Annotated in this window: 9 protein-coding genes and 1 pseudogene; 1 reads left to right on the forward strand and 9 read right to left on the reverse strand. The window is 43.7% G+C overall.

Features of this window, described 5'->3' with window-relative positions:
- A pseudogene (locus L1D55_RS09540) lies at nt 1-164 on the forward strand (IS5/IS1182 family transposase); the annotation flags it as partial.
- Here L1D55_RS09540 and L1D55_RS09545 read toward each other — a convergent pair.
- From L1D55_RS09545 to L1D55_RS09585, 9 genes are all read right to left on the reverse strand, one after another.
- Complete coding sequence (locus tag L1D55_RS09545) at nt 133-1,332, reverse strand: IS4 family transposase (RefSeq protein ID WP_239917260.1); 1,200 nt, start codon at nt 1,330-1,332, stop codon at nt 133-135. The pseudogene L1D55_RS09540 and the gene L1D55_RS09545 overlap by 32 nt on opposite strands.
- A gap of 683 nt (nt 1,333-2,015) precedes the next feature.
- Nucleotides 2,016-2,252 carry a hypothetical protein gene (locus L1D55_RS09550; RefSeq protein ID WP_102423505.1) on the reverse strand — a complete coding sequence of 79 codons (237 nt, stop codon included), beginning with the start codon at nt 2,250-2,252 and terminating at the stop codon, nt 2,016-2,018.
- A 493-nt stretch (nt 2,253-2,745) separates the two neighbouring features.
- A complete protein-coding gene (locus L1D55_RS09555) occupies nt 2,746-3,663 on the reverse strand; it encodes a hypothetical protein (RefSeq protein ID WP_133152576.1) in 918 nt (305 codons plus the stop codon).
- A gap of 298 nt (nt 3,664-3,961) precedes the next feature.
- A complete protein-coding gene (locus L1D55_RS09560; protein WP_239917261.1) occupies nt 3,962-4,174 on the reverse strand; it encodes a hypothetical protein in 213 nt (70 codons plus the stop codon).
- Nucleotides 4,175-4,263: 89 nt separating this feature from the next.
- Complete coding sequence (locus L1D55_RS09565) at nt 4,264-5,607, reverse strand: hypothetical protein (protein WP_239917262.1); 1,344 nt, start codon at nt 5,605-5,607, stop codon at nt 4,264-4,266.
- Nucleotides 5,608-5,610: 3 nt separating this feature from the next.
- Nucleotides 5,611-7,032: a hypothetical protein gene (locus L1D55_RS09570; protein ID WP_239917263.1), complete on the reverse strand. Its 1,422-nt coding sequence runs from the start codon at nt 7,030-7,032 to the stop codon at nt 5,611-5,613.
- Nucleotides 7,033-7,123: 91 nt separating this feature from the next.
- Nucleotides 7,124-12,988 (reverse strand): conjugal transfer protein TraG N-terminal domain-containing protein, encoded by a 5,865-nt coding sequence (locus tag L1D55_RS09575; protein WP_239917264.1) that lies wholly within the window; start codon nt 12,986-12,988, stop codon nt 7,124-7,126.
- Between the two features lie 3 nt (nt 12,989-12,991).
- A complete protein-coding gene (locus tag L1D55_RS09580; RefSeq protein ID WP_239917265.1) occupies nt 12,992-14,398 on the reverse strand; it encodes a conjugal transfer protein TraH in 1,407 nt (468 codons plus the stop codon).
- A complete protein-coding gene (locus L1D55_RS09585) occupies nt 14,385-14,912 on the reverse strand; it encodes a hypothetical protein (RefSeq protein ID WP_239917266.1) in 528 nt (175 codons plus the stop codon). The genes L1D55_RS09580 and L1D55_RS09585 overlap by 14 nt, the downstream gene beginning before the upstream one ends.
- Nucleotides 14,913-14,959 lie beyond the last annotated feature (47 nt).

Consider the following 14,959-nt stretch of genomic DNA (forward strand, 5'->3'; position numbering starts at 1 on the left):
GGAAAACTGACTCTGGCTACCACGACCGTTCAATCTCTGAGACGGCAATGTCCCGATATAAAGGACTGACTAGCGGCACATTGAGCTTGAGATGTTATAACGCTCAAGTTGGTGAGGCRCTGACGGATCCCCTCATAATTGCCCTAGTCCTGCGTTGTGTGTGAGCCTTTGATATTCGAACATTCCCCATTGATATTGGGATTCGTTAATTTGATATCGTCGATGATTTCGTACCTCTCTTCCTAGACGAGGTATGGATAGAACTCGGCGGTGTTTAATGCTATTGGCTTGGAAGTCAAAATGCCACTTGGCTTGTACTGCAATGAGGCCATTCCACCACATCAAGATTTCAGCGAGCAACGCAATAAGAAGTAGGATATCCAATCGCTTAGTACAACGAGTTCTGTTGTGACGAAGTGCGATCCCATAGGCGGTACTCTTTAGATCGCGGAAAGCTTCTTCTATTTGCATGCGCTTGGCGTACAGGTTAGTAATTTGTACTTCATTTAAGATATGTCTAGGGATATTGGTAGCGAGTAACCACGGCTCCTTTGMACTGCGTTGATAGAGATGTGTAGCGGAGTGTTTTTGGCTGGTTCTGCTATGGCGCTGGGCTTTTCTGCCTTTTTCTAATCCCTTGTAAACATAGGCTTCACAAGATATCGGTGATCTCTTTGCTAATAAGCAGTGGCCAAGATATTTGGGTTTATGGACAGCGTTTGGATAAAAGGTTTTATTTGAGACCCAAGGTTTTTGGGGCTGTTTGATTGATACTTCACCTCGGACACGACCTAACCAAAACCAACCTTTCTCCTGAACTTGGCGGAACCAAGTATTTCTAAAACCCGCATCAGAAACGATGATCGGACTGATTTTATTCGGCAAAATACTCTGCAATTTATCGAGGAATGTTTGGTGACTTTTCGGTGAATTGTATTGGCCATACTCAAAAACTTGTTCAAAGATTGTGATGGCTCGACCATCAAGTGCAACGGATGCTCTTAACGTCATATAACGAAGTTGTTCACGAACATCAGACCAATCAACAAGGATCACAGGGCATGGGTTAGCGCCCGTTATTAAGCAGGCATGCCATTTATAGATAAGGTCTTTTTCACGATGTAGTTGGCGATTTCCAAGCAGTCTATCAACGCGTTTGATCGCATGTTTTACCGTGGTATTAGTTTCCAGTTTCCGACCTAGTTTAGTCAGCGTTAAGTCTGAACCGTCAAGTACACTTTTTGTAGCAAGTATCAGAGAACTAACGCGTTTTTTGTGAATGGAGGAGCATTGGTTTTGTATGGTTTGTTGTAGAATCTGAATGTCGCGCATTGTTAACCCACTTGTTCGAAATGTGTGTTCAGCGATATTCATTAGATCAAAGACGGCGATGCGCGTCTACCTCATTGTTTTTACGCCTGATTATGAGGGGATTCGCAAGNTCCGACCTAGTTTAGTCAGCGTTAAGTCTGAACCGTCAAGTACACTTTTTGTAGCAAGTATCAGAGAACTAACGCGTTTTTTGTGAATGGAGGAGCATTGGTTTTGTATGGTTTGTTGTAGAATCTGAATGTCGCGCATTGTTAACCCACTTGTTCGAAATGTGTGTTCAGCGATATTCATTAGATCAAAGACGGCGATGCGCGTCTACCTCATTGTTTTTACGCCTGATTATGAGGGGATTCGCAAGACCAACGCGTCTTGGTACAGCTAACGTAGAGGGAAAATGATGATAAAGCGTATCGAATTTAATGTTCTAGGATGTGGTATGAACACGAGAACGACAGCTAACGAACTTCTTATTGATGTCGCACATGAGCGATTAAATAACTGGTTAGTTGAACACGCAGTTTCAATTGTCAATATTGAATCTATTTATGAGACTAAAATTAACACTGGCGACAGTAGATTTACTTGCCTACGACTTTGGTACACTGACTAAACTGCAACCCACCACTAAGGCAAGAAATGCAAAAAGTAACTATGACCGAGCTGGTGGGTGCTTTTACAAACGTTTAGTTAACCGGCTCACTATCATGAAGATCAGCCTTCACCGCCCCATCGACCAAGAGTACAGACACCGAATAAATAGACTGTTCAATGTTGCCATCTTCATTCATCCGTTCATAACCACCGATAGTCTTGTCCCCGTGCTGTTCTACCAATTGGCTCAGGGATTGTTGGTTCAAACTGCCCTCGCCTTCTTGCACTGATTCAGACGCGACAACTGACACAGAGACAGTGAAAGACATTGAGGCTACCAAAAAAAAAGCAAATTTCGAATTCATACATTTAATCTCTAATGGTCAAACATACTTGCTATATACAACAATTTACGAACAGTTTAGTTCTTGCTATAGCAATTAGACACATGGCCAGTATGAAATATCTGAATTAAAGCGTTATCGTTCTTGGCTGTCCATATTGTGTACCCAAATGAACTGGGCCTAGCTTCTAAAGACCAATCGCTTTGGATCTCATATACGAACCTTGGTGTTTTTATGAAGGTGAGTAGCGAATGGCGATAGTAAGTTTCAACCGTGTCCTCTTTGATTTCTACAAATTCAGTCCAAGACAGGCAGACGGCAAGTAGGCAAAGAAATATCACTTCTTGCACCGGTGGGTGGTAACTATGGGATGAGCTGACCAGTGAGGTGTAAAACATAAACCCAATAAGGACAATGACCCAGCCTCTTACGAAATTTAAAACAGGCACCGTCGCTTGATATTTTGCATTAAAAATAGTCATTGAATTAACTCCGCAATACGTTGATAAGAACCTGGAACCTTACGACTAAACCAATCGTACCGATGTACTTTTTGATCTCGGCTAAATACGTAATCTTGGCATTTGGTTTTGGTCCACACGGCAACCACCGATTTCGATTTGAATTCATCACTCAGAAATTCAATCGCTCTCGGGGTCATAAAATTTGGATTGATAAAATATGCGGATAGGCCCTTAGACCAACACATATCTATAAACAGTGGATCATCTGAGACAAACACTCGCTTGGTTTTGTTAGTGCCTTTTGTGTAAGACCGGATGAATGGTGATCTCGCGGAGCTGTATCCATTGAGTTTAATGAACACTAAGCGACCTTTGTTAACGAACAATAAGATGGGTTCGCCTTGAAACTCAGTGATGGCATCAATAACGGCATTGGGAACCCAACCGTTAACAGCGTTCACATATTCGATAAATTGTTCAGCGTCTGGAATACAGGATAGATGGTCAGGCACATTGCGTTCATCCACTGAAAGCCCCCACTCTTCCACTTCTTTTGGCAAGACTCTCATTCTCGCGATGTCCATAACGATATCCGTGAATTTGATATCTTCAGGTGTGAGTTCACGGTAAATGTCAGCAGGTATATTCAAACCGGCTAGGCGACATAATTCTATAATGGCGCGATGTGGTGTTACTGAGTGGTCGTTTGAATAGGCGTCGATAATCGAAGTAGGTCCACAAGACTCACAATTGAAACTACCAGTGCCTAAAAAGTGGGTCCCCTTGTTGCCACAGGAAGGGCATAACAACTCGACCATTTCACCAGCACCTAATCTTGGGACCAGGTGACCAAACGCTTGATCGATTGTTTCTTTGGTCATCTTTGGAAATAGATGCTCTTTCAAATATCCATTGACTAGATCGGAATCCATACGCATCTCCGTTTCATTCATTTACACCGAAGGTATAAAGGAAGAATGGAGCAATACCGCGTTAAATTGGTTAATTAATGAAAGAGATTTGAGTGTTTAGGAGGTGTGTAAGATTAGTATAGCTGTACAGAAGGGATGATATGTCGTAGTGGACGGTAAAGAATCGGTTCCTTACCTTTCAAAAGTTAACTCTGACATTCGATTTCAATGTCTGTGCATGTTCAGGTCTAACACCACTTGTCAAATGGGTGTGAACGATACCTTTGGGCTGATCGTGTTCTGGACATGCAGCAAGACATTAATCGTCGTCCACAAGCGCATTCACTCGATCCATCTCATTTCCAATCCAAACATAGTAAGGAACACCTTCAACTAATTGGTCTTCTTCTCTTTCTGGGACTGGATGACGGTGCGCTACGCCGCGCTTCTTTACACCAGAGTTTCTGCGGCGATTGTTTTGCATTCTATTGCAAAAATCATCGTGACTTTGTTGCTCAGTTCTACGTGACATATTGTAATCTCCTTTTGTTGCATACTTTAGTTATACAACAAAAAAGCTAGGAATGATTATGTTGCGTACCAAAAGTGGGGGGAATGTATTTAGAAGTGTTGTATTGCTCGGTCTGGACAGTCGCCGGTATCCGCATTACAACCGATGATCACATTCTCACTGTATAGCGTTGAATCGTTGCCAAAGGCTTGCAACATTGCGCCCTGTGACACCCTACGAGTCTTTTTCTGGTGGATAACACCAAGGAAGCCTTTGCTATCCAGATACGCTTGCCATTGCTTAGGCGACATCTGAGCGTATTGTTCCGGTTCTATGCCAATAGTGAGACGACTGGTCGCTGACCTACTACCTGACATCGCAAAGTGTTCTATTTCTTTATCCGCCAATTCAACTGAATATTGGTATTCGAATTTATCCCAAATACAGTAAGAGTAACTATCCACTTTTGTTTCTTTTGGTACAGGTTCACCCTTGAAGCTACCAACTCGTACAAATCTACTTTGTGAATAAAGCGGAAGCGTAAGTTTCGTGTCACTGTCATATAAAGCCTGTAGAACCGGTGAATGAGATTCAAAGGAGTTCGGTTCAATACAAAGCTGTCGCACTTTTAGCTGGTGGCCATCATCAAAGTGATTTCCTAGACTGATACGAGAAGAGACATTTCCTTGATGCACCACTCGATGGTACATGTCCATTGCATAACCGTTACTATCTATAATTGCCGCTAAACGAGAATCAAAGTCATGATTGCCATATGAGCTGCCTCGTGAACGTAATGTAACCTTCACTCTGTTACTAGAAATGCGCTCGATACCTTCAACTTGAGTAAATATAATGAAATCCGAATAATGCCGTGCAATTTCAGTCACAATACGCATTGACTTAATATCACGTTCCACCAACTGGCTCTCATGAAGCTGCACCTTTAGCGAATTAACCAAATCAGACTGTTCACCGCGTTTACTCAAACTCTCGATCTGAGAAGACAACATCGTAATTCGCTTTCGAAGAGGATGACCAGGCTCCCTATGATATTGCTCCAGACTTCTTCTTAAAACTTCATCATTCTTTATCATTTCAAGCTGAGACTGGAACTCTCCTCTGTCTATATCCACATTGACTGTCAGTGATACACATTTAAAATCAGCACCAGTGCAGTTATTCACTGATTGACTAACTACATCCACATCGGCTACTAGAGGTAGTAGAACCTTCAATGTCTCCAGATAAGCGCCGTTATAACTTTGACTCGTCTTTACATAACCACGTAAATCCGCATTAGAGACAGCTAAATACGCGGCTTCATCTTTCAATTGCTGAAAGAGAGCCTGCGTTACTTGCTCGCTCGGAACTACGCGCTCTACAGTTGCGTCGAATGGCTTTGCAGTCACTAGGCTAGACATTAGAAACAACAAAATAAACATACGTCCCATACATCACTCCTCCACTGTTAACGAACTCAAAGCAGTACCATACCCTGCGGTCTGTAAGCCCACGTATGGAACAACAAGAGGATACGTTGGTTGATAGCGCTCAATTCTAAATGGGTATCTCATTCCGGCTGCGACTTTAGAGAAGGCAACATGGGGTTCGCCATTAAGCATCAACATGAATTGTTTAGGGGTTATAACCTGTGAAGAACACACGGCATCAATGCATCCTTGTCGGATCGTATTAATCTCATCTGTATAACGTGACTCTATCCATGCTTTATCAAAGTTGGAATCAACGAGAAGCCAATCATCAATATTCGTTTCATCCGCATGGAAATCCGTGGCTACCTCCCGGATACGAACAGTACTAAACACCGTCACATGGGACCCCAACAAAGTTGTCTGCTTTGTATTTTTAGGAAGCACCAATTCTCCATTAAGCAATTCACAATAGGTTGGTATCCCTGAACGCTTGAATACTGAATCAGATTCGGAACCTTTTTCGTAATAGTACCCACGACCTATATGGACTATCTTTCCTGACACGTTGATTGCTACTTCTGGCTCTCGGTGAAACAATTGAGCTGTTGTCAGCGATTGATGTGATAAGTAATCATCTGCCGATGCGAATAACATGCAATGATACTTAGCCCTATATTCGACCTGCTTTATGGACAGCTCTGGGACACTCATCTTCATAGTCACATACCGAGTATCAGAGATTAAAGATGGAATGGCTTTTACGAGATCATTCATCTGCTCGGAACCAGGTAGGGCAAACGAATAGGCAATGTACTGAGACGTTGATGGCTCTCCTATGGAATCAAACACAGGCACCTTATTCAGCTTAACTTTTTGTGGAACGAACTCCGTATCCTTAAATATCGTAGATACCTTGATACGTTTAACAAGCTCCTTTTGCTCCTTTGCTCTTAGCCTTAACCACTGAGAATAGATTCCGTCTTCTGCGCGGAACTCAATTGGTAACCGAGAGTGGCGTGACTCTATCAATGTAAATTGGTTTAGCTGCGCACTGAGTACATCTTTGGGCTTTGACTCAAGTTGCGACATGCCACTAGCACTGTTATGAAGGCTTTGACTGATAGCCTTAGCAATTTGTTTATCGACTATCAATTTAATGGTTGTTTCTAAGCAAATGCCAACATCGCATTCAACTTTATCCTGAGCTAAGACAATAAGATTCTGAATGGATGGCTGGTAAGAATACACAAGTCCATATTTGTCTCCCTTGGAAATGGTTTGCTCAACTCGTTCCAACGCATCAACTTTAGCGGCTTCCACACCTAAAGCTTCTAAGCCAACCGTAGTTTGCGCATCCATGATTAATAAACTTCTCCCTGAAACCTCATATGCTTCAGAAACGAACGACATGATCATCAATGCGATTGTGGAATATATCTTCATTCGGAAACCTAAAAAAAACCCTATTGGAGTTTGTATACACCAATAGGGTTTAGTTATTAGAAATATCGATTAAACGTCATCAATATGGGCATTATGTATATTTTGTTTCTTGGTCATAGTTCACGTCACCATCGATTTCTCCTACTGAACCTCCCAAGCCAACTACAGTATCAAGCTTGTCGCCATTGATAATTTCATCGGCATCCATTTCAAGATTTGTCTTGTCGCCAGTAGTTAAAGCTGTCGCAATATCCAACTTATTCGAATTATCTCCTAAGTTTGCGTCAGACGTACTTGGGTCCATATTTCCATCGCTTGGAGCATCAAATCCTGTTGATGCTAGTTGAGTACCACTTTCTCGCATCATAGAGTCATGCTCTGCACCATCGCTCGGTGCTACCGATGTGTCAAACTGGTTAGGAGTATCCATCGCTACTTGCGTACCCGATAGCTCAGTGCTTTGCTGCTCTTCGGCTCCGGATACTGGCGCTTCAAAGCTCGTTGACGCTAAGTGTTGTTCACCCTCGCGCATGGTTGAGTTCATTTCTCCGCCATCAGTTGGTGCTACCGATGTATCAAACTGGTTAGGAGTATCCATCGCCACTTGCGCTTCAAACTGTTCAGCGCTTGGCTGCTCGACCGCTCCTGATACTGGAGCCTCAATGTTCGTTGACGCTAATTGTCCGTCGCTTTCTTTAGCGATGAACTCATTGTCTGCACCTGTACGCGCCGATTCCATGTCACTATCTGAGCTCGCAGTAAGGTCACTATTAGATTGACTAGAACCAGTAGAAGCCAACATTTCATTACGAGCGCTCGGCAATTCCTTTGTCCCGTTAGCTATCTGAATAGCTTCATCAGAGTTAATCTCTCCACTTTGAACTGCATTGAACACTTCAATGCCTTCATCAGCAGTAAGTTGGCCACTAGCAATAGCTTCCATCACAATCTCTTTATCTCCATCAGCCATACCACTGAACTGTGAAGACTCCAATAATGCTAGGTCCATTGAACCGCTTCCGGTAACAGAAGGCGAACTTGGATCACTTTCGTTGAGTGATGCTAGTTTGGTTTGATTCCCCATTTTGTAATCATTTTGAGAGTCCTCAATAGTTCCCGCGCCTTGATTGCCGTTATTGGAGTCAGTGGGTGCATTCGCCAATTGGGTCTGATTTGTTCCTGTCTCCTTCTCTGAAGTATTAGGGCGTTGTGTATTTGCAACAGCATCAGTTGCCTTTTGAGTAGGAGCACTCGCCAGTTGTGTTCCTGACTCTACATTGCCCGACTGTGCTACTGAACTTTCAGTACGTGAGTTCGTAGGTACTGTCTCGTCCACTTTCTGCGGTGATGCACTTGCCACTTGTGTCGCTGGCGCTACATTTGCCGCTTGTGAGTCGGATTGTGGTGCTGAACTTTCAGGGCGTGAGTTCGTAGGTACTGTCTCATCCACTTTCTGCGGTGATGCGCTTGCCACTTGCGTTGCTGGCGCTACTGTACCCGTTTGAGCCACCGACTGTGGTGCTGAACTTTCAGGGCGTGAGTTCGTAGCTACAGTGTCAGTGGTCTTCGACGTATCTACCGTTTCGGCTGACTTATTATCAGGAGCTACCTCTTGATTACTTTGAACTTGGGTAGGCTGATTATTACTGTCCTCTTCCGGCAATGGGTTACTTGGTAATGCGCTAACAACCATTGAAGCTAGTTTGGAGAAACCTGTTTGATCATTGCCTTGGGTTGGTTGTGTCGTTGTTTCCTTTGAATTATTTGCCTCTGTTGGTTGAGCATCAGGTTGTGTATTTTCTGTTGAAGCAAGCATCTCCTCTTTCTCTTGCAACGACGTAATTGCCTGATTAGCCGTCATTTCACCTGAACTAACAGCATTGAACAGTTGAGCTCCTTCTTTTACAGAAATCGTATTACTGTCAATGGAGTCGAAGATTTGTGATTTCTGTTCGTCACTCATACCACTGTTCTCTGATGCCTCCATAAGTGCCAAGCTTTGCGCTGCAGTTTCAGCGAATTTTGTCATTGAACTTGGTACTGGTGATGGCTCATTTGACGGTACAGAACCCGGCATTGCTGTTTTCGCTACGGTGTCATTAACACCCGTTAGTGGCGCTGTTCCGTTAGATTGGCCCTCTTTAATTGCAGCTTCGTTTTGCTCTTTACCTGTCGTTTCAAGTTGTGACAACTTCACTTCATTCGGTGTATCTTTAGCTGCGTGGTAAGCTTTCTGGTGTTCAGCCCCATCCTCTGTTCCAATCTGCAGATAATGTTTAGATAACAATTTGCCATTTACGACATCGTAATTCTTATTGACCTCAGATTGATTTGATAGATTCGAAACTTGCTCATCAGTAAGGGATGTACCAAGTGTTGAAGCAACATGAGCAACGTTGTTGTAATCAATGTCTCTGAATCCGTCCTCAGAGCCACCCATAAACAGTTTATAGTCCTCTAACGCTTTCATGGTGTATTTGCCCGATGCAAGTCCACCTACTTCTTTGGCAAATGACTCATCCTCAGACATTTCCGTTCTTAGTTGTTCTATATTCCCAACCGCATTATTGTGATGCTTGATTTCCGTGTCACTGAGTAACCCATCTTTATTGAGCGTGTTCTCATCACTGGTTAACGCGATCACAGCGGCACCATACACACCTTCGGAATTAGTGGAGAGTCCAAAATCACGAGCACTTGGGTTAGTCGCAATTTGTGGTCTTGTTAATAAATCAGCACCTTTATTCAATGGAGATTCTAAGTGCTTCATATTTTCTGCGGCTGGCTCTGATAGCTGTTGCGCTGTCGCAGAGTGAAACTGAGAAACTAGCCCCGCTGCAACGTCGTTTACTAATCCACCAGCATCTTTCGCAGCACTCTTAACTTCTTGAGAAATTGGAGTTGGATTAACTGTATCAGTGGCAGTTTCAATGGCCTTAATTTCATCTGTTTTCTCAGGCGCAACTTTTGGTGCATTGGCGCGAGCCTTAACAACATTTTCCTCGTGATCATCTTTGATATTTTTGGTGGTCAATAATGTACCAACCTCACCCAGTCGTTCATCTCGTGTTTTCTCAAAGCCTTGCTGGTGTCTTTGAATTTCTTCCGGAATGCCTGCTACAGCTGAGTTGCTGGTGGTATCTTTCACAGACCCTAAATTGTTACTCATCGTGGCAAAGTTTTTCGACATATCATTAAGTGCTTTGTCACCAATCAAGAAGTCGGCTTCATTGAATTTCTGCGAGATATCCATCAAGCCCGATTTCATTGAATTCATGTCTTTAGCGTTCGCCACTTCTTGATATTGATTAACCATTTCACTTGAGAAAAGTACTGCTGCAGCACGACCCACATCTCCGTTATAGTATCTAGATGCATCACGTTGTATTTGGAGGTTTCGGGCCTGAGCATTGGCCTCAACGACTCTACGCTCCTCTGGGCTCATGTTGTCCATCTCACGTTCGGTGTTATAACCATTAGCCACCCACTCTTTAAATTCCTTATTGTTTGCCGCATTTGTAAAATTGGTTGAATAATTTTGATTCAAACCTTTTGCAACTCCCAATGCGTGTTGCGTCGTTTCTTGGAATTGTTTCGCAGCTGTATAACTTTTCATGTCTTGAATAGCATTTTGTCCCGTTTCGCCCCAACCAGTCGTTCTTGAAAGACCATGAACCTTTTGAATCGCTTCTTGACTGGTGTATTGAGCATTGGTGCCGCCTTGTTCACTGGTTACGTAACCTAAGCTTGCCTGCAATGCCTCTGCCTCACGTTCCGTAAGGTTAAACCCGCCTTCTGCGTTTACCTGAACTCGGCCATCAAGACCAACTGAGATATCACCTTTGTTACCACTAGATACTCGGTTCGATTTATTGTTACTTCTATCCTTACTTTGCGAATCGGTCACCGACGTTTTATCCGACTTACTACTGGTAACATCGTTTGTTTGAGTGGTGGTCGTGACACGACCACGGCCATGTCGACCATCCGCCGTAGAACCCACTTTTGTAGATTGGTTAGTTTTGTTATTTGAGCCACTGGAATGCTGTGTGCTGTCAGATATTTGTGTTGAATCCTTCGTAGTTTGAGTATTTTGAGACGATGAACTCTCCGAGCTATCCGCATTGTAGTTAGCACTAGCAGCGCCACCACCACCCATCATTAACTTACCCATCAATTGAGTAATTTCTTGTGTATCTAGATTGGTGTTTTTCTGTAAACCTTCACGAACCTGCGATGCAAATTGAGCATTTTCAGAATATTGACTAGAATCACTACCGTTCGCACTTTTCCCTTTTTGAATCTGCGTCATAAGCTGAGAAAGCTTGCCCCATGACTGTTGATGCGAAGCTTGGGCTGATTGAACTCGCGACTCTGCCATACTTGATGTAAGGGACAAGTTACTGGTCATATTCGACATACCACCGAGTGTTGGCATATTTTGATCTTGAATTTGATTTGTTGAATGAACCACACCGTTATCACCCATAGTCCAACTGTGATTACCCATTCTGAGTGAGCCATTTTTGGCACCAACGGCAATATCTGGAGCGACAGCACTAGGATTAACATGTGCGGTTCCCCCGATCTTGCCAGCCATACTCACGGTTGCGTATTCGCCACCTTTCAAAAGCATATAAGCCAACATAGGAACCATTGTCGTCATGTAAGAAGCGGTCGCTATATAACTTCGCGCTTCGGAATAGAAGTTGGACAACCCCCCAATGGTGTATGCTGTTTGCTCAGTGAACGACGTTTCCAACGCATTTTGAATAGACCAATCGAGATAGAAGTTAATCAGAATCATCACGAATGGATACAATCCAACCAAAACTAAGAATCGCATGTATGACGCGGCGATCTTAAAGCCCCCTTCACCAAAGATGATAAAGAAGGACATAAGTGGTGCTGCAAACCACACGAACGCTTCAAAAAATGAGATGGTGGCAGGGGCCATTTCAAGCCACAAGTTTCTGTCACCTGCCATAGTGAAAAGACGCTGTTGTTTCGCTTGATACTCCATAGCGTCAACAAGTTGGCCTCGTGCAGAATGACTAGCATCTAACCCCAGAGCGTTCTTTTTGACGTGATAATCAAGGAAGTTATTCATCTGAAATGTGTAGCTGTCCATTGATGCAGAGCCCAACTGCTGAAGTGCAGAGCTTACTTGTGACGGTGAAATGCCTTTCCCTTCATTTAACTCATCGAGTCCGTCTGCTAATTTCGATTGGTCATTATCAATGTACGCGCTCAGTGCAGTGTAAGCGTCTTTACACGACATGAACGACGGTTGACCTTCAAGATACATGTCGATGTACCAAATCGTTGAGCTCACCTCCATCGCGGCCCAAGCATCGATATTCGTCAATACATTACCAACCTTCGCCTCTTGATAGGCTCCACCAACTTCCATGTCTTTGAACAAGCAGCCATTCATGTAACTGTCTATGCTGCGTATGAAATCACTATCTGCATGTCCAATAGTACGAATATTCGGACTATTTACAGACCCTTCAATGGCCACCAGCGTTCTAAGTGCGTCTAAGTGTGTGCCTGAGTTCTGAGGCATCACAAAGATGTCACTCAAAATATCGATAAACGCGATAGGTACTTGAGTCGTTACAGCCCCACCTATCGCCAAACCCACAGGAATGTCAGTGAAATACGCTGAATCACCCGTACCAGCATGTTCGACAACAATGTCGACCCTCGGGTAGAAACACAGCATCCAGATAAGATAGCCCTTGCACACTGTTCCTAAGAATTCACCACCAACCTGACCCTTTTCAAAGAATTGTTTGAAGGCTGCAACGAAGAAGGAAAGAACTAATCCAAGACCGAACAAGTAGTTAGGCTGTCCAAAATCACCTGTTGATGGATCGAACGCCATCGACAAGCCAAGGAAAACTTGTCTAGCCCAATCAAAATTACCAATGGTATATATCAGAAATTCCATGACTTAGTTCTCCATACTCTTCTCAACTAACATATGCAAACGGTTCTTAGAGTCTTGTTGTTCATAGTGACGGTCCACAATGTCCATCTGCATGTTCAATATTTCTCTTGCTTCTTTGATGTAGGCTAGGGCATTAGCATCGCTGTCGGCCTTTGCCGCGACTGCGACCGCATCCAAATACGCACGAGCAGACGCGAAAAATTGCATCGCAAAGTTGTACGCATATTCATTAGCAATTGCCTCGTAGTAACCTTGGACCTCTGAACTTTTTCTGTATTTGGTCGCGAGTAAAGCTATGTAGCCATACACATCCATACCGCCACCCTGTATGACTGCTTTTTGAGTAGGACCAAAATCATTCGCACCGCGAGCACCTGTACGATACACCTCTAATACGCCTGAAGTTCCGTCTGTCGTACCGTCCAACGCCTCTAAGAACTGTTTGTTCAACGGCATCCAATCAATCGTTTCTTGGGTAATATCGAGACATTTGGAGCTGGCCACCGTATCTGGGTTACCGTCATTACACTTGAGCCTTGTCACTTGTTCTTGAGTATCAAATCCACCAAAAGCGATATCTAGCAAAGTCAATGTCGCTGGTACGGGAGTTGTCGCAATTGAAGAGGTTTCGACACCTTGGCGGTCAGGGTTAGTGTTATCAGCAACATCACGGATTTCTGTCCCAACTAGAGACATGACGGTTTCCGAAAATCTAGGGAAGAAGTCAGAGGCACCAACATTCATTTTTGATGTTCTCATGCCGTTAATTAGCAGGTTACCTGTCAGTAATTCCTCACCATTCTGAACTTTTTGGGAGAGCTCAAGCAATGAAGTGCCTGGGACCATGTTTTGAAACCAATCAGCTGAATCTGTCGCAACGCCCGTTGAGTTTGCGACTTGACTGATTGCCAAAGTATCTCGGATTGATTGTTCGTATGGGCCGACCGCATTGGCCATTAATGCCTGACCCGCTTCACATGAGTTCTTGAAAAATTGGTTCCATTCATCCATCGCTTTTTTCAAGGCTTTGATGTTTGCAGCACACGTTGGACACAGAGCATCTAAAGCTAGGTTGAAGGCATACGACGCACTACCCGCTGCAATTTGTCTCATTGAGTTTTGAAGCATCCCAGTTAAATCTTTGATCATTGAAAATGAACCCAGATTAAGGTCAATCCCGTTACATCCGGCTTTCATCGAAGGACCTTGAAAGTTCACAATATTTGGATCATGACTCTTAACTCGGTATGAAAATGAACCGAGCGCGATGGCGTTTTTGTTACTGGTTTCGTAGTCGACAATGCCATGACCTGTCGAGTAGCCATTGAAGACGCCTTGCATTGGGTTGGCCAACACATTGATAGAGCACGTCAGCGAGGCGGCAACGATAAAAGACCTAATACGTTTCATAATTGATTGCCTCCTGCGCTTGTGCATTGACATTCTTTGTCAAACTTTTCTGTTGAGCTGATTCAGAGGGAGGGATAAACGGCAACACATTGAGAACCAACTCCTTCGCAATTTCGTAGCTATCTTCAACCACTACTCGCTCATAAAACTGATATTCACTTGGTTCTATAGTTTCAGGGTCAATAAGGTGAAGCTTGGCGAGTTCGTAGCTTGCTGACTCTGCAGAGCTATAAGCGGTCAAAGCTTCAGGCACCTCAAGTACGAGAGCTTCATAACGCAAAACTGGGAGCAAGCTTGAATAGAAATTTAGTAGGCTGACTTTCAACGCGTTGACGTCGCCTTTATTCGACGTAATAGCGCCAAATAGCCGCTCGTAATCGGGCATTTCTACTATTTGTAGAGTTGTCGATTGATGGGAGTTTGTAGTGTTTGATGACGTAATCACGGGCTTTTGTGACTTGTTAGCCATCACTAATGTACTGAATGTCAGTAGAACCACTGGTATAAGCTTCATGACCATATCCTGATAGAGAACTAGGATTAGTGTTACTTAACGCCAGT

The organism is Vibrio sp. Isolate22, from assembly GCF_022398115.1.
GTDB lineage: Bacteria > Pseudomonadota > Gammaproteobacteria > Enterobacterales > Vibrionaceae > Vibrio.